The following is a 19,585-nucleotide window of genomic DNA, read 5'->3' as shown; positions in this document are numbered from 1 at the left end:
CTAACCGATAGCCTGTTAAAGCCATAAATAGAACGCATAATGATCCAGCAGCAGTACCACGAAGAGCAACATCAAATAAGTAATGGAATACTTGAATGTCTTGATAGCAGCATGGGGCCTGCTTTCTTGCAGGAGAGCAATAGCCCAGTAAAGAAACCGCCCTCCGAGAATCAATGCACCCGCCAGATAAAGAATGCCACTCATACCGGTCAGGAAAGGCAAAACACTGACCAGGACCATAATCACGGTGTACAGCAAAATATGCAGCTTGGTGTAAGCCTCACCGTGCGTCACCGGCAACATGGGAATGTCGGCCTTGGCATATTCAGCTTTGCGATGGATAGCCAAAGCCCAGAAGTGGGGTGGCGTCCAGGCAAAAATAATCAAAACCAGAAGTAAGGCATTACCTTCAAAGTGTCCGGTCACTGCCGTCCATCCCAGCAGGGGAGGGGAGGCACCGGCAATCCCGCCAATGACAATATTCTGTGGGGTCGCACGCTTTAAAATCAGAGTGTAAACCACGGCATAGCCCATCAGTGAGGCCAGTGTCAGCCAGGCGGTCAAAGGGTTGACCAGAAACACCAGAATTCCTATGCCCAACACACCCAGAGTAAAGGCAAACAGCAAAGCCTGAAGCGGCTCAACTCGCCCTGTGGCTATCGGTCTCTTGTGGGTTCTGGCCATCACCGAATCAATCTGTCGGTCGACCACATGATTGATCACTGCGGCGGATGCAGCCGAGAGGGCAACACCCAGATTACCAAAGATGAGAATATCCATAGGTACCATGCCCGGCGTCGCCAAACACATACCAATCACCACCGTCAGAACCATCAGGGCGACCACTCTGGGTTTGGTCAGCTCAAGATAATCACGCCAGTGAACGGATTCCTGAAGGGATGCGCCGCCCTGCTTTTGAATGATCTTACTCATGATTGAACCTCACTGAATCCTTCAGACACGTTCAGACGGAAGTTGAGAGCGACCAGAATCAGCAACAAAACCGCACCTCCCAGGTTATGAGCCACCGCCACTGAAAGTGGCAGGCTGCCCAGAATGTTACTGATCCCCAAAGTGACCTGTACCAGCAGAGCCAACAGCATCAGTGTAGCCAGCACTATCAGGCTGCTTCGGTTACTAGACGACTGAGCATTACTATATCGAAGTATCTGCATAAACAGAAACAGCAGCAACACGGTCGTCACCAGTGCCCCCAATCGATGTAAAAAATGTATCGCGGTCCGTGCTTCAGAGTCCATTTTCCCACCCAGATAATTCGGGCCAATGGACTGACTGAAATTCAAACCTTCTGCAAAATCAGCACCGGGCAGCCATTGCCCCTGACACATGGGGAAATCAGGACAGGCCAGAGCCGCATAATTGGAACTGGTCCAGCCCCCCAATGTGATCTGCAAAATCACCACTAACAGCCCGACCGCAGCTAACCCTCTCAAGCGATCTTTCTGTTCAGAGGAGGGGAGTTTTTCCCAACACAATCCGGACAAACGAAGGGTCATCAGAAACAACAAACTGAACGTAGCAAAACCACCCAAAAGATGTGCCGTCACCACTTGGGGCCAGAGCTTCAAGGTCACGGTCCACATTCCGAATGCCGCCTGCAGAATAATCAGCCCCAGAATGAATATAGGCAGCTTTAATGGCTGCCCAGGCTCTTGTCGGTTCCGAAAGGCTTGAATAGCGATCATCAGAACCAGCAGCAGTAGAGAGCCTGCTACATATCGATGCACCATTTCTGCCCAGCCTTTGTCCACCTCAACCGGCGCATGGGGAAAAAGTGTTTCCGCTATGGCTATTTCCTGCGCTGTTTCAGGCACTGTCAGGAAGCCATAACATCCTGGCCAGTCAGGACAACCCAACCCTGCATGAACCAGTCGTGTATAAGCCCCTAACCCGACAACCACAGCGGCCAGCAAGGTTGCGAACAGAGAGAGATAAAAACCCGTTCTCTGTCGCTTTGTCTGGCTTATTGTTTTTGTAATCGATGCTGTTGTCATGGAACACCTTTCAATGTCAGCCAATGTTTGATGCTTTAAGCAACTTCCTCAAGTCTTTTAATAAATCTCCACCGTACTGCCCTGGCTGATACTTCATCATGATATTCCCCAAGGGGTCAACGATGTAAAAGCCATTCGTTGGCCACGCTCTTTTTTCACCCGGTTTTTTACCCAGAGTGTTCAACACCGATTCTTTACGACTGCCCAACCAGATCAGATCAGGATGTTCACTGAGTACACGCTGGTTCAATTCAGGATTGGATGAGGAAGAGATAAAAAGCCGGACGACCCGGTCGCTGTCTCTGCCGAGCGCCAGATGAGCCTGACGGGTTTGATAGAGCGTTTCCTGACAGGCCTGATCGGAGCAGGCATCGTCACCAAATACCAGAATCCCCCAGCGACCCTCCAGTGCCTGCTGGTCAAACATTTCATTATTTTTCTCAAGCATCATACTTTGGAAGCTGGCGGGGGGTAATAGCAGCTCTCCCTTATTCGTACGACCATCCGGCACAAACTGCGTACCGAAGAAATAAAAGTACCAAGCCAACCCCATAGCCAGAGAAGGCATGAGAATGACCAGAGCCAGTTGCCAGCGACTTTTTGCTTTCTTTACTCTTTTCATTCTTATAATACCCGGTTGATTAAATAGTCATATTTCTACATTCAAAATTTAAAAGGAATCCGGATCATCACTAGCTTGCTCGAGGCCCATAAGGGAATAACCGGGTTCTCCATATTTGGGAGGTCCCATAAACCGTAACACAAACGGCAACCAGGTTATTTTTGCCGGTGTCTGCAGTAAAATATCGCCGTCGACCTGAATAGAAAGCGGTGTCTCATCCTGATGTTCAATGTCCAATTGAGTAAAGACAAGCGCTCGTTGACCTGACCAATTACGTAATCTCTCCATAGTCGTCCAAACCAGACCTGACCAATTGAGTAATCTGCCTATAGTCATCTGAATAAATGTCCATATAGGATGCATCCTCTGCTGACTATAAAGCACCTTCCCCCGCGTACAGAACGGCTTCATATAATTAAAAAGGGCAATTCCTCCTCCGAACGTTGGCCCTGTACTCGCAGCCAGAAAATTCAATGGAATATTGAACCTGCCTTTATCAGAAGTGCACCTGACCATGGGTGTATTCCATCTCATGGCTGAACTGATGGCTAACATTGCAGAAGCCATACTTCTGGGTGAATACCTGAGCAGTCGGCTTGGTCGCTCACCACTGTCGTGATCGTTTTTATTTTTTGTCATCTGAGTCGTCACACCCAGATTAAACCCGCTCACTGCCAGAACCGTTTGCTTCTCACAACTGCCTGTTTGACAACCTTCAATTTTGTAGGCACCAAAGGGCATAGAGGCTCCGTAAACCAGCGACCGAAGGGCATGCATCGGGTTACACAGTTTGAGTGTTCTCGCTATATCGTTTCCCTTGCCCGCCGGTATCACACCAATAACAACTTGCGGTTCACTTGCCAGACCCTGAACCACCTCGCGGACGGTGCCATCCCCACCAACGGCAACCAACAATAACTGATCTTCCTCAGCGTGTTGCCCCTGCTGCCAGTCCTCATATGCCTGCACTGCCAGGTACGTTGCATGACCGGCGTTTTCTGTAAAAAACACTTCAAATGTCGCTTGTTCCTGAGCAGCAGCCTGGTCTTGTGAGCCGACTGCTGTGTAGTACAGGTTGACAGCTTCTTCAATTCTGTCCCAGACCCTGGCACCTTTACCATTATTACTTGCAGGATTAACGATAAAGCAGACATGGCGAATCGTTGCAAATCCGTTTACAGGAACAAGAAATACAAAAAGCAGCAGGCCAGATAAACAAAAAACTTTGCTATTCACAGTGAGCTATCCTCTTTTCTGTTAGTCGCGTATACCTGTCCATAACCGCCACGTTCAAAATTTAAATGGAATCCTGCCTTTCCTTCGCTCTTTCATCCTCCGCTTCTTCAAGGTACATTCCGTGATAACCGTGATCACCAAATACGGGGGGTCTCAAAAACCGGAACACTTCCGGCAACCAGATTATTCGTGCCGGCGTTTGCAGTAAAATATCACCATCAACCTGGATATCCTGAGGTGTCTCTTTCACGTGCTCAATGTCCAATTGAGTAAACTGAGCCCGTTTCAGACCTGACCAATTGAGTAATCTCTGCATAGCGACCTGAGCAAGTGTCCAAAGGGGGGGATCCCATTTCTCACCATAAAGCAGCTCTCCCCGCTTACTTTCCGCTCTCTCGCCATATAAAAAGCCAAACTCGCCCCCGATCGTAGGCCCCGTCGCCCCTCCAGCCATAATATTCAAGGGGATATGGAACCTGCTACCCCCATCAATACTGCACTTGACCATAGGTGTATTCCATCTCATTGCAGAAGTGAAGTCTGATAGCGAATAGACCCTACTTCCGGGTGAAAAGCTCATCAGGCGACCCGCTCGCTCACCGCTCTGGTAATCGTTTTCCCTTTTTTTCACTTGAGTCGTCACACCCAGATCAAACTCATTGACAGCCAGAACCGTTTTCTTCTGGCAACTTCCTCTTTCACAAGCTTCAATTTTATAAGCACCTAAAGGCAGAGCGGTCCCATAAACCAGTGTCCGAAGGGCTCGAGCCGTGTCACGCAATCGAAGTGATCTCGCTATATTGTTTCCCGTACCCGCCGGTATAACCCCAAAAACAACCTGCTCCCGGTGAGCTTCCAGACCCTGAACCACCTCATGAACAGTGCCATCCCCTCCCACTGCAACCATTAATAACTGGTCAGGAATTCGGCTCCCTTCGCGCTGCCCTTGCTGCCAGCTCTGGTACGCTTGCGTTGCCAGCTCCGTTGCATGACCTGCATGTTCTGTAAAAAACACTTCAAATGTCGCTCGTTCCTGAACAGCCGCCTCATCCTGTGAGCCCACTGCTGCGAAATAATGATTGACAGCCTGTTCAATACTTTCCCAGACTCTCGCACCCTGACCGTTATTACTGGTTGGATTAACGATAAAGCAAACGTGGCGTATCTTTGCCAATCCGGTTTCCGGAATCACTGGAAATCGGTTTTTCGGAATCACTGCAAATCCGTTATTCGGAATAAGAAATACAAAAAGCAGCAGTCCATACACATAAAACACTCTGCTATTCACAGTGAATCCCCCCCTTTCCAATCAGGATCATCTCCGGCTTCGTCAAGGTCCATTAAAGCACGACCGAGCTCTCCATATTCGGGGGGTCGCATAAACTGGAACACTGCCCGCAGCCAGGTTATTTGTGCCGGTGTTTGTAGTAAAACATCACCATCGACCTGAATAGAAAGAGGCGTCTCATCCTCGTGTTCAATATCCAATTGAGTAAAGCAAAACCGTTGCAGATCGGACCAATTGAGAAATTTCTCCATAGTCATCTGAATAAGTGTCCAAAAAGGGTTGGTCCTCTGCTGACTAAAAAGCATCTGTCCATGGCAACTGTATGGAGTCATATCGTTAAAAAGGGCAACTCCACCTCCGATCGTTGGTCCTGTCCCCGCTACCAGAAGATTTAAGGGGATACTGAACCTCTCACGATTAATACTGCACCTGACCGTGGGTGTATCCCATGTCATTGCTGAACTGACAGCTAACATTGAATAGGCCACACTTCCGGGTAAGTATCTCAGCAGTCGGCTCGGTCGCTCACCACTGTCGTGATCGTTTTTCTTTTTTGTCATCCGGGTCGTCACACCCAGCCCGAACTCACTCACTGCCAGAACCGTTTTCCGCTCGCAACTGCCTCTTTGACAACCTTCAATTTTGTAGGCACCAAAAGGCATAGCGATTCCATAAACCAGCGTCCGAAGAGCATGCATCGGGCTCCTCAATTGGAGTGTTCTTGCTATATCGTTTCCCTCACCCGCTGGTATAACACCGAACACAACTTGCGGTTGACTTTCAAGACCCTGAACCACCTCATGAACAGTGCCATCCCCACCAACGGCAACAATCAATAAATGACCTTCCTGCTCCAGCTGCCAGTTAAAACTTGCCTGAGCTGCCAGCTCCGTTGCATGACCGGCGTGTTCCGTAAAAAATACTTCAAATGTCGCTTGCACCTGAGCAGCAGCCTGATCTTGCGAGCCGACAGCTGTGAAGTAACGATTGACATCTCTTTGAATACGGTTCCAAACCCTCGCACCCTGCCCATTATTACTGGCAGGATTAACAATAAAGCAGGCGTGGCGAATCACGGCAAACCCGTTTTTCGGAATAAGAAATACAAAAAGCAGCAGGGCATATAAATAAAAAAATCTGCCAGTCACGTTGAGCCATCCTCTTTTTCGTCAGTCCCGGATACCTGTTTATGTTTATGTTGGCTTTGACCCAAGCCTGAGGATCGCATCTGCCAGAGATACAGACCCAGCAGGACCAGAGCCATTAAAAACCATTGAATAGCGTAGCCGAGATGTTTCTGAGAGGTGGTTTTCATTGTCAGAGGGCGAATCAGATAGGTGCCGGGCTGATTCTGTTCCAGCTTAAGAATATAAACGGGTAGAGACTGTCCCAGCGCTTCCCCCATTCGCTCAAAGTTGACGACCTGGATTCGCTTGGGCCATTCTTCGTGCCAGATATCTTCACCCAGTGTGAAGGGGTTCCCCAATAACCGATACAGTTTGCCCCTTAACTCAAGCTCTCCATCGAGTGTTTCGATTTCCGGCAATCGTTCTCTCGATTCAGCAGGCAGCCAGCCTCTGTTGACTAGCAGATACTGACCGTCATTGACCAGAAAAGGCATGATCAGGTCGTAACCGGCACGACCTTCGTGAATCTGGTTATCAAGAAAAAAAGCCCGATCGGAAAGAAAACGACCACGGACACTGACAGGCAGATACATGGAATCAGAGTAACCACTGACATCAGACAGACTGAGTGCAGGCATGGTCTGTCGCTCTGCCAGAGTTCGCTCAAGCTCAAGCTTCTCCTGGTATCGTGACATCTGCCAGAACCCCAGTTTGATCAGCAGGGGTAAAAGCAGCACCACCAACAACGACAACTTAACGCGATAGCTATACTTCGACATCGGGTGCTCTACCAAACTCCACTGTTATTCTGATCTGAATGCCGATAACGTAAGAAAAACAGTTACACCACAGATTTATTTAAAAACCGGTTTAGCAAACTGTTTTTCATAAACTCAGGCTTCAGCAGGGAGCGTTATATGTGGTTAAAAGTTATTATTGTTCTTCTCTTTTTTGCCGTCGTATTCTGCTTGGGCAGAGGTCTGTACTTTCTACTTAAAGGTGATAGCGGTTCCGCCAAACTGGTGAATTCGCTCACTGCCCGGGTTGGCCTGACCGCCCTGATCATGCTGATCATTGTGGTGGCCTGGCTGTTTGGAGATATTCACAGCAACGCTCCCTGGCTTTACCGTTAAACGACTGAAATCGTTAACCGCCACTTCCTTCAGGGAGTGACGGCATTACCTCAAATCAGATAGACAAAAATGAACAGGCCGATCCAGACCACGTCGACAAAGTGCCAGTACCAGCAGGATGACTCAAAAGCAAAATGGTTATCCGGCTCAAAATGCCCCTTATAGATACGAATCAGCATGACCAGTAACATCATGGCACCGAGAGTGACATGTGCCCCGTGAAAGCCGGTCAAAATAAAAAACGTTGAGCCATAAATACCTGCGCTCAAAGTCAACCCAAGCTCATTGTAGGCTTCAGCATATTCTGCAGCCTGAAAGTAAAGGAAGGTAAAACCCAGAATCAGGGTGAGTATCATCCATACCTTAACCTTGGCTCTTTCCGCCTTTCTGAGGGCATGGTGAGCAATCGTCAGGGTGATACTGGAAGCGACCAGTAACAGGGTGTTCAGCAGTGGAAGATGGAAGGGATCGATGACCCCACTGGCTCCCGGAAATGTTTCATTATCTGGATTGGTCATCAGCGGCCAAGCCGCTTCGAACTCTGGCCAGAGGTGTTCATGAGTGGAAGCACCATCTCCCTCACCAGCCAACCAGGGCACGGCGAAGTAACGGATATAGAAAAGCACTCCAAAGAAAGCCGCGAAGAACATGACTTCAGAAAAGATAAACCAGCTCATACTCCAACGGAAGCTCCGGTCCATCTGATCACTGTAGAGCCCTTTGCGGGACTCTTCGATGACGTTACTGAACCAGCCAAACAGCATATAGGCCATGATCAGGGAGCCACCGAAAAACACATAATGTGCAAACGAATCTTTTACCCCGGCAGACATGTCATTCATCATCATGCCTGCACCCAACAGCGTGGTAAAAAGACCTATCGAAGCAATGATCGGCCACTTGCTCTGGGCCGGAACATAATAGGTACCTTCACCTTCTTGCGCCATCAGAATCTCCTCAGGACGGCTGCGTCCTCTCTCCCATTGTCGTCACATCAAACAAGGTGTACGACAACGTTAGTTTGGTGATATGCCGGGGTAATGCCTGATCCACAATAATTCTCAGCGGCATGATTTTTTCTTCGCCTGCTTCCAAAGTCTGGGTGGTGAAGCAAAAACACTCCACCTTGTGCAAATAGTTGGTGGCCTGAAACGGTGAAACACTGGGAATGGCCTGGCCAATCATTCGCTCACCGGTTGGGTTGCGGGCAAAGAACTCCAGCTCTCCAACCTCTCCGGGATGAACTACTACTTCTGTGACGCTGGGCTTGAAGTCCCAGCTCATCTCAGCATTGTTGGTGGCCACAAACTGCACTTTCACACTACGGCTGGTATCTACTTCAGCCGTCTCGGCGTTATACCGGTATGGATTCGGATCGGTTTTGCCGTTGAGACCCGTTACCTTGCAGAACACGTCGTACAGGGGAACCATGGCAAAGCCGAAGCCAAACATACCGCCAGCCACCAGACCTGTCTTGATGACGGTTCTTCGCGACAGGTCGTCCGGGGTATCATCGTCAGCATTCATTCAAACACTTCCCTACCGTTCGGAAAGAAACTCAACCGTATCATAAATATCGCTCATAGAAAGGCCGGTATTCAAGCTATCCAGCATGACGCCCGGCTCTCCATGACAGGCTGCCTTTTCTAAAAAAACATCTCCTTTCCAGCCCCAGAGACTGACCAGTTGACAACTACTATCAACTATCAGGTATTCACCTTTTTGAGCTTTCAGAGCCTCTTGATATTCTTCAAGTTTGGTCTCACAATCCACTTCGCGGATGCCAGGACTGAGCACCTCGACTAAGAACCGTGCGCTATTTTGTATATCCTTGTTATTTCTGGGACCACAATAAACCATAAAATCAGGATATCGATAGCTGACTTTCTGTTTACTTTGAATTCGCAGCTTCATATCACTGACAAACTGATCACACCCCATAGCTTTAGTGCGTGAAAACAAAGCACCAGCAATGTTAGTGATAATGACACCATGATTTCTGTTCCCAACGGCCATATCAAAAATTCTGCCATTGACGTATTCATGACGAATGTCTGAAGACCGCTCCCATTGCAGGTACTGTTCCTCTGGGTAAATTTCCAGAGAGCTATTAGGTTTTGCCAATCCCACTGGTCACACTCCTGACCGCCATTATTGTCTCCTCCATTACAAAAAACCGCCCTGCACAGACCCAACCACTGAAACTCAGCGGACAGCTTTTTACTTCACATCCGGTGGCGTGGTAAAGGTGTGGTAAGGTGCCGGTGAAGGCAGACTCCACTCAAGACCTTCTGCACCTTCCCAACTTTCAGCTTTGGCTTTCTCGCCCCCCTTGATGCACTTGACCACGATAAACAGGAACAGCAGCTGAGTGGTTCCGAACATAAAGCCGCCAATACTGGCAATCATGTTGAAGTCTGCAAACTGCAGGGCGTAATCAGGAATCCGGCGAGGCATGCCTGCCAGCCCGATAAAGTGCATCGGGAAGAAGGTCAGATTCATTCCAATGAAGGACAACCAGAAATGCGTCTTGCCCAGCGTCTCGTCATACATATGACCTGTCCATTTGGGCAACCAGTAATAGACTGCGGCAAAGATGGCAAAAATCGCTCCGGGTACCAGTACATAGTGGAAGTGAGCCACTACAAAATAGGTGTCGTGATACTGGAAGTCAGCAGGGGCGATTGACAGCATCAGTCCGGAAAAACCACCAATTGTGAACAGCACTACGAAAGCAATACTGAACAGCATGGGGGTTTCGAAGGTCATGGCTCCCCTGAACATGGTGGTGACCCAATTAAAGACCTTCACACCGGTGGGCACAGCAATCAACATGGTGGCATACATAAAGAACAGCTCACCCACCAGAGGAATGCCCACGGTAAACATATGGTGCGCCCAGACAATAAACGACAAAAAGGCAATACTTGCGGTGGCGTAAACCATTGAGGTGTAGCCAAACAGGGGTTTCCTTGCAAAAGTTGGCAGAATGGCTGACACAATCCCGAAAGAAGGCAGGATCATGATGTAAACTTCCGGGTGCCCGAAGAACCAGAAAATGTGCTGGAACAGCACAGGGTCACCACCGCCACCGGCGTTAAAGAAGCTGGTGCCAAAGTGGATGTCCATCAACATCATGGTTACAGCACCGGCCAACACTGGCATAACAGCAATCAATAGATAAGCGGTAATCAACCAGGTCCATACGAACAAAGGCATCTTCATCATGGTCATTCCAGGTGCCCGCAGGTTCAGAATGGTGGCGATAATATTGATCGCTCCCATAATCGACGAAATCCCCAGCATGTGGATGGCAAAGATAAAGAAGGTGGTTGACGGTGGTCCATAGGTGGTTGATAGAGGCGCATAGAATGTCCAGCCAAAGTTTGGGCCGCCACCTTCCATAAACAGTGTGCTGATCAGCATTACTGCTGCAAAGGGCAGAATCCAGAAACTCCAGTTATTCATTCTCGGCAGCGCCATGTCTGGCGCACCAATCATCAATGGAATCATCCAGTTAGCCAGACCGACAAAGGCCGGCATAACTGCACCGAATACCATAATAAGACCGTGCATGGTGGTCATCTGGTTAAAGAAGCCGGGATCAACAATCTGCATCCCTGGCTGGAACAGTTCCGCCCGGATGACCATCGCCATCGCACCACCGGTCAGGAACATGATAAAACTGAACCAGAGATACAGGGTGCCAATGTCTTTATGGTTCGTAGTCAGTACCCAGCGCATCAGTCCCCTGGCAGGGCCGTGATGGTCATGATGCTCGCTTGGCTTTTCATTTGAACATGTGTCTGTCACAGCAGTCATGGTTGTATTCCTCACAGTCCAGCCTGATGTGTATTGGTATTCGGCTCATTAGCCGTTGGCTTATCAACGGCAGCGGACCCGCCTGAATGTCCGGTAGCTGACGGTTTGTACTCCCCGGTATTCTTGTATTCCAGAATCTGCTTCGGCGTCACCAGATCACCGGTATTATTGCCCCAGGCGTTTCTTTCATAGGTAATGACTGCCGCCAGATCGACTTCGCTTAACTGGGCAGCAAAGGCCTGCATAGCGGTACCCTTCTTGCCGTTCAGCACAATGTCGATATGGGCTTTGACCTGATCTTTCTCAACGGTCATTTTTGATCCCTTGAGAGCAGGAAACAGCGGTGGCATACCTTCACCATTAACTTGATGACAGGCCGCACAGACTCTTTCGTAAGTATTTTTGCCACGCTCCATCAGCTCAGCCATGGTCCAGTTTTTACTGGTTAACTCACGCTCTCTGGCGGCCAGTGTTTTCTTCTCGGACAACCAGTCTTCATAGTCATCGGGTGACCTGACATCCACCACAATGGGCATAAAACCATGGTCCTTCCCACACAGTTCTGCACATTGACCACGATAAATTCCGGGACGATCGACGTTGGTCCAGGCTTCGTTAATAAAACCCGGAATAGCATCCCGTTTAACGGCAAATGAAGGTACCCACCATGAATGAATAACATCTGCTGCTGTCACCAGGAAACGGATCTTTTTACCCGCAGGTAGTACCAGTGGTTCGTCAACCTCCAGAAGATAGTTGGGGTCTTTGCTGCGAACGTTATAAATCTGTTCCGGTGTTGTTTTGAGATTACTGAAGAAGGACACTCCTTCTCCCAGATACTCGTATTGCCACTTCCATTGATACCCGGTAATTTTGATATCAATTTCAGCTTCATCCGTATCGTAAATATCAATCAGTGTTTTTGTTGCCGGAATTGCCATACCCACCAGAATTAAGAGAGGAATGGTCGTCCACAGTATTTCAACTATCGTACTTTCATGGAAGGGATGGGGCTTAGCGCCTCTTGATTTACGGTGCATGAAAATGGAGTAAAACATAACACCGAATACCAGAATGCCAATGACCACACAAATAATAAATATGGTCATATGCAAGTCGTAAACAGAACGACTGACTGCTGTAACCCCCTCGGTCATATTGACTTTCCAATCAGCTAACAGACGGCTGGGAATCAAAAAGCCTGATAAGATGGTCAAAAAAACCAGGAAAGATTTTCGACTTCCGGAAGGTAAACGAGCGGAATAGACCAGAAATTTTCTTGATCCCGGCCACGACAAAAATGACCGAATGGTTCGAAATACATCGGCATATCCGAAACCCGCCACTGGCACCGTCCAGAGTGGGCGATATTTACCGCTCATGGTTTTTGTCCCGCTCATGGCAGTTTTTATCAAAAGAAAGAGAGCTAGCGCGTGCTGCATCATTCCCTTACATCCCCTGACTGTCCGCCCAGACAGGCGGTGACTTTTTGTTATTATCCAGCAGACCCAAGTCTTGCTTTCAGAGGTGTTGGAGCAGTAAGCGTTATGGCCTGGACGTTCCAGAGCCACGCTTACTGACTTAATTGATTGCCGCTACTACACAGGAGCCATTACAGCATCTTGCCTGAAAACTTCAGTGCACTTTAACCATCAGAGCTTTCGACGACAGAACCTTCAGTCAAACATCGGCCTTTAGTTTGTTTTACCCTTCAGAGGAAAACAAACCAGCACTGCCCATGGTTGCCTGCCGATACTCAGAGTGCCAATATCCAATCGCAAGAGACCACTCAGTAACTGACAATGTCATACTACTTCGGACCCAACCTGCAAAACCCAAAACACAGGAACATCCTGCAAATACTAATACCCTTCAGACGCATCTCGTAAGACATTTAGTCTGACAACAATCGCTCAATGAGTATAGTCCCAGTACCTCATTAAACAACATGATTGCACAAAATGAAAAGAGTCTTTTCAAAAAACATCTTAAACTAAAATGTCACTTGTCGTTTAAATAAGTTATAAGAAATTTAATAGAAAGAAAACTTTTTTGAGCTTCATTCTGATGACTTTTCTGAGCCACCTCAGTTCTGTGTCGCTTATGACAGCTCTAAAATCCATTCAACTGAAAAACAAAATCTTCATTACGCCATAAAGTGATCTCTTCAGAATCATTTCTTCAAGCACATATAGTGCGTCATTTTTTTGACTACACAAGCGCTTGCACTTTTTCATTTTCATCGTGATTTACAGTCTTTTTTTAATTCTAATTTAATGAATAAAAGATCTTATTATTATGAAAAAGAGGTATTTAAAAAGGCTTGTGTTCTGATTGGCACTATGGTCTTTTTAACACCTTCAAGGTGGCGTTGCAGTACCCCAATTAATAGCAACCGCAACGGAGACGAGACAATCATGGACGTGCAGGCAATCAGCAATCTGATCGATTGCGCCCGAAAGCATGAAGAAGGCTCAGGCCACCTTCAGTCGCTTGTCTGTCAGCAGGTGGAGTATTTGCACCACACGATCGAACTTCCCGAAGACATGGCCAGTGAAACACTGCTGAAATTTGCAGTTGAATACATTGACCATATACCTGACTTTCTTGAAGCACTGGACCAGGCTTCAAAGGAACTGGATATTGAGGCTTTCATATCCCCGTTTCTGAGCATTGCCGAAGAGAACTTTCTTGCACCGGTTCTACAGTCCCAAAATAATGTGGGACTGTTTGATCTGCTCGATAAAGCCTACTTTACTCATCGCCTGATTGAGGAAGTAAACGACAGTTACCTGTCCCGAATCGGCTGTACCCTGATCCCGATGAACATGACCTGGGCCAACCTGATCATTCATGCCATTCTGGGTGAAGAGTTCGGCAATGAGCTGGACAAAATTGCTGAGCAGACGGCAAGACATATGATGCGTTCGCAGGAACTATACAATGACCGTATGCTCAAGGACTTCGCCAATAAGCGTAATCCGGAGCAGTGGGTATCAACCTGGTCAAAATGGAATTGCCTGTCCAGCCGGATGGGCATTGAACTGAAGTTTACGTCAGCAGCCTGACCCTGAACGCTGACGATTGAAGTAGACGTTAATGCAGAGGACTGTATTTGAAAGTCGCTTGTTAAACCCCGACAGCCATGGTGCTTCACTAAAGCAAAGCACCTCAGCAGGAATGGTTTATGACAACGTCTGATTTCGAACTCCAGGTTATTGATCCAGTATTCGTACGATCTGAACACCCTTGTCCTTGTTAGCATCATCATCCGACTCACCACCTTCCGGGGAGACCCTCGTCACTGGAGGCTTCCCCGCAAGAGAAGGGTCTTTTTCCATCACATCCGAATAATGGCAATCCACGCACTCGCGATAGTTTTCACCGTTCTCAGTGTACATTCTCACCGAATCCTGCCGACCACAGGAAGGGCAGACGGCTCCGGCAATAAATCTTTTCGTTGTCATAACTCTGAGGCCTACAGCGCATAGATGACCATGGCGCATAAAAAAATAACGAGGCTTCAAGACCCGGTGGCCTCAAAACCTTTGACTCATGACCGTCTGATCAGGAGATACCCGAATGGCGCAGCAAGGCATCCACTTCTGGCTCACGGCCCCGGAAATTCACAAACAGCTCCATCGGCTCGGCTGAACCGCCTTTTTCCAGAATTTCCTCAAGAAAGGACTCACCGGTCTGGCGGTTGAATATACCTGCTTCCTCAAATCGTGAAAATGCATCCGCAGACAGCACCTCAGCCCATTTGTAGCTGTAGTAGCCCGCCGCATACCCCCCCGCAAAAATATGACTGAAGCCATGCTGGAAACGATTGAAGGCCGGAGGCGTGACCACAGACACTTGGCTGCGAACTTCATCCAGTACCGATTGAACCGTTTTCCCTTCGCTATCGCTCTTTAAGAAATCTTTATGCAGTCTGAAATCAAAGAGCGAGAACTCCAGCTGACGCACCATCATCATGGCGGACTGGAAGTTTTTAGCGGCCAGCAGCCTGTCCAACTTATCCTTTGGCAGGGGTTCACCTGTTTCAAAGTGGCCGGAGATAAGAGCCAGACTTTCTTCTTCCCAGCACCAATTCTCAAGGAACTGACTGGGCAGTTCTACCGCATCCCAGGCTACGCCATTGATTCCGGATACTGCAGAATAATCAACCCGGGTCAGCATATGATGCAGGCCGTGACCAAACTCATGGAACAGGGTCACCACTTCATCGTGTGTCAGCAGGGCAGGTTGGTTCCCAACCGGTGGCGTGAAGTTGCAAGTCAGGTAGGCCACTGGCAGCTGGACTTTGTCGCCAATCTTGCGACGCACCCGGCACTCACCCATCCAGGCACCGCCCCGCTTGTGTTCACGGGCATAAAGGTCGAGATAGAATCGACCAATCACACCGCCATCACGAATGACATTGAAGAAACCAACGTCTTTGTGCCAGGTTTCAACGTCGGTCACCTTTTCAAAGGTAATACCGAATAGGCGCTCCACGACAGAGAACATGCCATTCACTACTTTCTCAGCCGGGAACCAGGGACGCAACTCTTCCTGAGAAATAGCGTAGCGTTGCTGCCTGAGCTTCTCGGCATAGTAACCAATGTCCCAGGCCTGCAAATCATCAGCACCATGCTCTGCTTTGGCAAACGCTCTCAGTTCATTCAGTTCTTTTTCTGCCTGAGGCTTACTCTTACTGGCCAGATCTTCCAGAAACGCCATGACCTTATCAGTAGAGTCAGCCATTTTGGTCGCCAGTGAGTATTCTGCATAATTGTTGAAACCCAGCAATTCGGCCAGCTCCTGACGCAGTTTGAGAATTTCATTAATGTTGTCTGAATTATCAAATTCGCCCGCATTCGGGCCCTGATCTGATGCCCGGGTACTGAATGCTGTATAAACCTCTTCACGCAGTTCACGATTGTCTGCATAGGTGATCACCGGGAAATAGCTTGGAAAATCCAGATTCAGCATCCAGCCTTCGCTGTGTCCTTTGGACTCAGCCAGCTGTTTCGCGCCTGCCAATGCCGATTCAGGCAAACCGATCAGCTCTGACTCATCGGTCATCAGCTTGGACCAGGCCATGGTGGCGTCCAAAACGTTGTCGGAAAACTGGCTGGTCAGTTCAGAAAGGCGTTTTTGGATGTCACCATAACGGGCTTTTTTCTCTTGGGGTAAGGCAACGCCCGCCAGTTTGAAATCACGTAAATTATCCGTAATGACTTTTTTCTGGGCCTTATCCAGCTTTTCGAACTCTGCTGACTCAGACAGCGTCAGATAGGCCTGATAGAGGTCCTGATTCTGACCCAGCCGTGTTGAATATTCAGAGAGCAGAGGCAGACAGGCATTGTAAGCATCTCTTAATTCATCGGTATTCACGACAGCATTCATGTGGCCCACCGGAGACCAGGCCTGATTAAGCCTGTCACCCAGACTGTCCATGGGTTCCTGAAGAGTCTTCCAGCTGAACGATTGATTTTTATCCGCCAGAAGTGCGTCTACCGCTTGCTCACTCTCGGCAATAATGGTCTCTATAGCCGGTTTTATATACTCTGGTTTAATCTTGGCAAAGGGAGGCAGTTCGCAGGTTTCCAGCAGTGGGTTGCTCATAATTCAGATGCTCGCTGTTTATTGTCCAAACTGAACGTTCTTTTTATGTCTATGGGTGCAGGATTATCGGTTTTCAAGGACAATGCAATACCTACGAGCAAAGAAGCCAAACACCATGACAAGCCATTCCATCAGAACCTTCAGAGGTCATACCCCAACACTGGGTGACCGGGTATTTATTGACGAAACCGCTCTGGTCCTGGGCGATGTAGAAATTGGTGAAGACAGCTCTGTCTGGCCCATGGCAGTAGTGCGTGGAGATATGCACCGCATCCGCATAGGCTCACGCACCAGTATCCAGGACGGTTCGGTGTTGCATATCACCCATGCCAGCACTTTCAACCCTGATGGTTACCCGTTGATTATTGGTGATGAAGTGACGGTCGGTCACAAGGTCACCCTGCATGGCTGCACGATCCACAATCGTTGCCTGATTGGCATTGGAGCTGTGGTAATGGATGGCGCAGTGGTCGAAGAGGAAGTCATTGTTGCTGCGGGCAGCCTGGTGCCACCGGGAAAACGACTGGAAAGCGGATTCGTGTACAAAGGCAATCCAGCCCAGAAAGCTCGCCCAATCAGTGAAAAAGAGAAAGCTCTCTTCTCTTACGGTGCGAACAACTATGTGAAGTTGAAAGACGAATACCTGGGCATTTAAAAAAGTTATTAAAAATTAATTTAATATAATTAAAATTCATTTTCGCCCATAGTATTACAGACGGTTGAACTAACCAGACCTAATCTTCCCATATCAGTTGATGATTTGGGGAGATTCACCATGAGCGAAACTATCAAGCCTATCGACAGACCTGCCTCTCAACAAGCCCACTGGATCGCAGACAGCCAAATGGATAATCAGGAAATCTACAATGCTGAAAAGCAGGCTGAGAAATTCCATGAAAATCTCAGTGCCCTAACCGCTGAGCAGAGTTCTGGACCTATGAAAGATAAACAGGCCAGATTGGCATTGTTGGTGAGCCAAAAGAATTTTGTTATTTAAGCCTGTGCAAGTTAAAAGGTCTGCTAAGCTGACGACTTCATTCACTTAAACAGGCTCCATGATTTATGTCCTTAGAAGCAAGACTCGAAAAGCTTGAAGCACAGCATAAAAATCTTGGCGCAGATGTGCACAGTCTGGCCAGGGTGTGTGCAGATATAAAAAACATTGCACTCACTAATCAGAGTGATATTACCGGATTAAAGTTAGATGTTTCCGAGGTGAAGACGGATCTCGCTGCCGTCAAAGCCTGCATAGCCGCACTGACAGAAGCTACCCACGCAGGGTTCAAAAGGGCGGATGAACAACACAACGAGTTCGTCAGGGAAACCCGTCAACGCTTTGATGAACATGATAAGCGCTTTGATGAACATGATAAGCGCTTTGATGAAGTCGATCAGCGCTTTGACAAGGTCGATGAGCGTTTTGACAAGGTCGATGAGCGTTTTGATCAGCTTGAGTTACTCATCCGTCAGAGGATTCCCAATACTCAAAACTGATCACTTCCCAAAGCTTATCCCTCCCCAAAAAGCTCGCCAGACTTCACTGGTCGGGCTTTTTCATACCAACATCAACAAATCAGGATTGGTTTTTTAAAAGCCAGATGATATAAGCCCGCTTAATCCTTTTTATTCCAATTTTCGAGTCTGAGCTGCACTGATGGAAATCTACTCCACAGCCATATTGCTGTTCCTGATTATGGATCCGCTCGGCAATATGCCAATCTTTATCTCTGTTCTAAAAGCTGTGCCTCCCAGGCGTCGGGTCAAAATCCTGATGCGGGAAATGCTGATCGCTTTGTTGATTCTGGTGATTTTCCTATTCGTCGGTGATGCCATGCTGCAAGTGCTCCACCTCAGGCAGGAAGCAGTCAGCATTGCAGGGGCGATCATCCTCTTTATTATTGCCATCAAGATGATTTTCCCGCCCAGCCGGGGTGGTGGCATTATGGGTGACTCCCCTGATGGCGAACCTTTCATCGTACCTTTGGCCATCCCTCTGATTGCTGGTCCTTCTATTCTGGCCACCCTGATTCTGCTGGGTAATCAGCATCCGGGAGAACAGGGTAAACTGGTGACAGCAATTTTGATCGCCTGGGCCGCATCTGCAGCCATCCTGATGTGCTCAAATCAATTTATGAGAGTCTTGGGCAACCGTGGTGTATTCGCTATTGAGCGATTGATGGGGATGATTCTGGTGATGCTTTCTGTGCAAATGTTTATGGACGGTATTGCCAAGTATCTGAGCTGACCACTAAACGCCTGGAGGCTGTCACAAGTCAGCCTCCAACGTCAAAACTCGTAAAATCATCCTTATTTATATCCTCCATGTAAAATACTTATCTCCTGATGCGCTGTAAAAAAAGTGTAACTTCGCCAGCATAAAAAAACTGCATCACCCTTATGAAAAAAATTTATAACTATATATCAAGGAAAAGCGAGTTTATTCACCTGTATTTTTATAAATTTCAACAAGTCTACCTTTTTGAATGATTCAATTTTTATGCACCTACGTTCAAAACCTTCTTGATCCTTTTTAAAACTTTTAGTTATATTCGGTTACCCGCCCGTTGTGATTCGGTTTTTCTGTATTAAAAATACAAAGTCCGAAGAGCCGATGAGCAGGGTCGGGGAAGATTTCCGTAATCTGTTTTTCGGGATCAATGCAATGCCCGGCGGAATTGACGACAGTAGTCCATCAAATAAAAACAACCACCATTAGATGACTCTTCGCT

Annotated in this window: 20 protein-coding genes; 6 read left to right on the top strand and 14 right to left on the bottom strand. The window is 48.1% G+C overall.

Features of this window, described 5'->3' with window-relative positions; translation table 11 throughout:
- Positions 1-15: 15 nt before the first annotated feature.
- From cyoE to KBW69_RS16905, 7 genes are all read right to left on the bottom strand, one after another.
- A complete protein-coding gene (gene cyoE / locus KBW69_RS16935; protein WP_257253349.1) occupies positions 16-933 on the bottom strand; it encodes a heme o synthase in 918 nt (305 codons plus the stop codon).
- Positions 930-2,015 carry a heme A synthase gene (locus KBW69_RS16930; protein ID WP_257281622.1) on the bottom strand — a complete coding sequence of 362 codons (1,086 nt, stop codon included), beginning with the start codon at positions 2,013-2,015 and terminating at the stop codon, positions 930-932. The genes cyoE and KBW69_RS16930 overlap by 4 nt, the downstream gene beginning before the upstream one ends.
- A gap of 16 nt (positions 2,016-2,031) precedes the next feature.
- Positions 2,032-2,637: a hypothetical protein gene (locus tag KBW69_RS16925; protein WP_257281621.1), complete on the bottom strand. Its 606-nt coding sequence runs from the start codon at positions 2,635-2,637 to the stop codon at positions 2,032-2,034.
- A gap of 48 nt (positions 2,638-2,685) precedes the next feature.
- On the bottom strand, positions 2,686-3,873 hold the full coding sequence (locus KBW69_RS16920) for a diacylglycerol kinase family protein (protein WP_257281620.1): 1,188 nt from the start codon (positions 3,871-3,873) through the stop codon (positions 2,686-2,688).
- Positions 3,874-3,934: 61 nt separating this feature from the next.
- Positions 3,935-5,161 (bottom strand): diacylglycerol kinase family protein, encoded by a 1,227-nt coding sequence (locus KBW69_RS16915; protein ID WP_257253343.1) that lies wholly within the window; start codon positions 5,159-5,161, stop codon positions 3,935-3,937.
- Entirely contained in the window at positions 5,158-6,309 is a 1,152-nt protein-coding gene (locus KBW69_RS16910; RefSeq protein WP_257253342.1) for a diacylglycerol kinase family protein, read from the bottom strand. Before KBW69_RS16910 ends, KBW69_RS16915 begins: the two co-directional genes overlap by 4 nt.
- A complete protein-coding gene (locus KBW69_RS16905) occupies positions 6,306-7,067 on the bottom strand; it encodes an SURF1 family protein (protein WP_257281619.1) in 762 nt (253 codons plus the stop codon). Before KBW69_RS16905 ends, KBW69_RS16910 begins: the two co-directional genes overlap by 4 nt.
- Before the next feature lie 138 nt (positions 7,068-7,205).
- On the opposite strand from KBW69_RS16905, the gene KBW69_RS16900 reads away from it, so the two are divergent.
- Positions 7,206-7,421 (top strand): twin transmembrane helix small protein, encoded by a 216-nt coding sequence (locus KBW69_RS16900; protein WP_257253340.1) that lies wholly within the window; start codon positions 7,206-7,208, stop codon positions 7,419-7,421.
- Positions 7,422-7,471: 50 nt separating this feature from the next.
- Here KBW69_RS16900 and KBW69_RS16895 read toward each other — a convergent pair whose 3' ends face one another.
- The 5 genes from KBW69_RS16895 to coxB form a co-directional block, all read right to left on the bottom strand.
- A complete protein-coding gene (locus KBW69_RS16895) occupies positions 7,472-8,368 on the bottom strand; it encodes a cytochrome c oxidase subunit 3 (protein ID WP_257253338.1) in 897 nt (298 codons plus the stop codon).
- A 10-nt stretch (positions 8,369-8,378) separates the two neighbouring features.
- Positions 8,379-8,948 (bottom strand): cytochrome c oxidase assembly protein, encoded by a 570-nt coding sequence (locus KBW69_RS16890; protein WP_257281618.1) that lies wholly within the window; start codon positions 8,946-8,948, stop codon positions 8,379-8,381.
- Between the two features lie 12 nt (positions 8,949-8,960).
- The gene (locus KBW69_RS16885) at positions 8,961-9,545 is read right to left on the bottom strand and encodes a Uma2 family endonuclease (protein ID WP_257253751.1); all 585 of its coding nucleotides are present in this window, start codon (positions 9,543-9,545) and stop codon (positions 8,961-8,963) included.
- 96 nt (positions 9,546-9,641) lie between these two features.
- On the bottom strand, positions 9,642-11,243 hold the full coding sequence (gene ctaD, locus KBW69_RS16880) for a cytochrome c oxidase subunit I (protein ID WP_257281617.1): 1,602 nt from the start codon (positions 11,241-11,243) through the stop codon (positions 9,642-9,644).
- 11 nt (positions 11,244-11,254) lie between these two features.
- Positions 11,255-12,688 (bottom strand): cytochrome c oxidase subunit II, encoded by a 1,434-nt coding sequence (coxB, locus tag KBW69_RS16875; RefSeq protein WP_257281616.1) that lies wholly within the window; start codon positions 12,686-12,688, stop codon positions 11,255-11,257.
- Positions 12,689-13,660: 972 nt separating this feature from the next.
- Here coxB and KBW69_RS16870 point away from each other — a divergent pair.
- Positions 13,661-14,311 (top strand): hypothetical protein, encoded by a 651-nt coding sequence (locus KBW69_RS16870; RefSeq protein ID WP_257281615.1) that lies wholly within the window; start codon positions 13,661-13,663, stop codon positions 14,309-14,311.
- Positions 14,312-14,458: 147 nt separating this feature from the next.
- On the opposite strand, the gene KBW69_RS16865 is transcribed toward KBW69_RS16870, so the two are convergent.
- Both KBW69_RS16865 and prlC read right to left on the bottom strand, forming a co-directional pair.
- Positions 14,459-14,710: a YheV family putative zinc ribbon protein gene (locus tag KBW69_RS16865; RefSeq protein ID WP_257254639.1), complete on the bottom strand. Its 252-nt coding sequence runs from the start codon at positions 14,708-14,710 to the stop codon at positions 14,459-14,461.
- A gap of 100 nt (positions 14,711-14,810) precedes the next feature.
- On the bottom strand, positions 14,811-16,856 hold the full coding sequence (prlC, locus tag KBW69_RS16860) for an oligopeptidase A (RefSeq protein ID WP_257281614.1): 2,046 nt from the start codon (positions 16,854-16,856) through the stop codon (positions 14,811-14,813).
- A gap of 115 nt (positions 16,857-16,971) precedes the next feature.
- Here prlC and KBW69_RS16855 point away from each other — a divergent pair, with 115 nt between their 5' ends.
- The 4 genes from KBW69_RS16855 (at position 16,972) to KBW69_RS16840 (ending at position 19,101) form a co-directional block, all read left to right on the top strand.
- Positions 16,972-17,511 carry a gamma carbonic anhydrase family protein gene (locus KBW69_RS16855; protein WP_257253374.1) on the top strand — a complete coding sequence of 180 codons (540 nt, stop codon included), beginning with the start codon at positions 16,972-16,974 and terminating at the stop codon, positions 17,509-17,511.
- Positions 17,512-17,631: 120 nt separating this feature from the next.
- Positions 17,632-17,853, top strand: a complete 222-nt coding sequence (locus tag KBW69_RS16850; RefSeq protein WP_257253375.1) for a hypothetical protein — start codon at positions 17,632-17,634, stop codon at positions 17,851-17,853.
- A gap of 65 nt (positions 17,854-17,918) precedes the next feature.
- On the top strand, positions 17,919-18,350 hold the full coding sequence (locus KBW69_RS16845; protein ID WP_257253377.1) for a hypothetical protein: 432 nt from the start codon (positions 17,919-17,921) through the stop codon (positions 18,348-18,350).
- 160 nt (positions 18,351-18,510) lie between these two features.
- Positions 18,511-19,101 (top strand): YhgN family NAAT transporter, encoded by a 591-nt coding sequence (locus KBW69_RS16840; RefSeq protein WP_368736448.1) that lies wholly within the window; start codon positions 18,511-18,513, stop codon positions 19,099-19,101.
- The last annotated feature ends 484 nt before the right edge of the window (positions 19,102-19,585 follow it).

Source organism: Endozoicomonas sp. ISHI1, from assembly GCF_024606225.1.
GTDB lineage: Bacteria > Pseudomonadota > Gammaproteobacteria > Pseudomonadales > Endozoicomonadaceae > Endozoicomonas_A.
The sequence above is the reverse complement of the archived record's forward strand: the minus strand, read 5'-3'. Positions and strand labels throughout refer to the sequence as shown.

Bases quoted from the DNA above. Each gene is read 5' to 3' on its own strand.
- KBW69_RS16925 (WP_257281621.1), bottom strand. From the start codon at position 2,637: ATGAAAAGAGTAAAGAAAGCAAAAAGTCGCTGGCAACTGGCTCTGGTC.
- KBW69_RS16850 (WP_257253375.1), top strand. From the start codon at position 17,632: ATGAGCGAAACTATCAAGCCTATCGACAGACCTGCCTCTCAACAAGCC.
- KBW69_RS16900 (WP_257253340.1), top strand. From the start codon at position 7,206: ATGTGGTTAAAAGTTATTATTGTTCTTCTCTTTTTTGCCGTCGTATTC.
- KBW69_RS16870 (WP_257281615.1), top strand. From the start codon at position 13,661: ATGGACGTGCAGGCAATCAGCAATCTGATCGATTGCGCCCGAAAGCAT.
- KBW69_RS16890 (WP_257281618.1), bottom strand. From the start codon at position 8,948: ATGAATGCTGACGATGATACCCCGGACGACCTGTCGCGAAGAACCGTC.
- cyoE (WP_257253349.1), bottom strand. From the start codon at position 933: ATGAGTAAGATCATTCAAAAGCAGGGCGGCGCATCCCTTCAGGAATCC.
- KBW69_RS16865 (WP_257254639.1), bottom strand. From the start codon at position 14,710: ATGACAACGAAAAGATTTATTGCCGGAGCCGTCTGCCCTTCCTGTGGT.
- KBW69_RS16905 (WP_257281619.1), bottom strand. From the start codon at position 7,067: ATGTCGAAGTATAGCTATCGCGTTAAGTTGTCGTTGTTGGTGGTGCTG.
- KBW69_RS16930 (WP_257281622.1), bottom strand. From the start codon at position 2,015: ATGACAACAGCATCGATTACAAAAACAATAAGCCAGACAAAGCGACAG.
- KBW69_RS16840 (WP_368736448.1), top strand. From the start codon at position 18,511: ATGGAAATCTACTCCACAGCCATATTGCTGTTCCTGATTATGGATCCG.
- coxB (WP_257281616.1), bottom strand. From the start codon at position 12,688: ATGATGCAGCACGCGCTAGCTCTCTTTCTTTTGATAAAAACTGCCATG.
- KBW69_RS16855 (WP_257253374.1), top strand. From the start codon at position 16,972: ATGACAAGCCATTCCATCAGAACCTTCAGAGGTCATACCCCAACACTG.
- KBW69_RS16845 (WP_257253377.1), top strand. From the start codon at position 17,919: ATGTCCTTAGAAGCAAGACTCGAAAAGCTTGAAGCACAGCATAAAAAT.
- ctaD (WP_257281617.1), bottom strand. From the start codon at position 11,243: ATGACTGCTGTGACAGACACATGTTCAAATGAAAAGCCAAGCGAGCAT.
- prlC (WP_257281614.1), bottom strand. From the start codon at position 16,856: ATGAGCAACCCACTGCTGGAAACCTGCGAACTGCCTCCCTTTGCCAAG.
- KBW69_RS16895 (WP_257253338.1), bottom strand. From the start codon at position 8,368: ATGGCGCAAGAAGGTGAAGGTACCTATTATGTTCCGGCCCAGAGCAAG.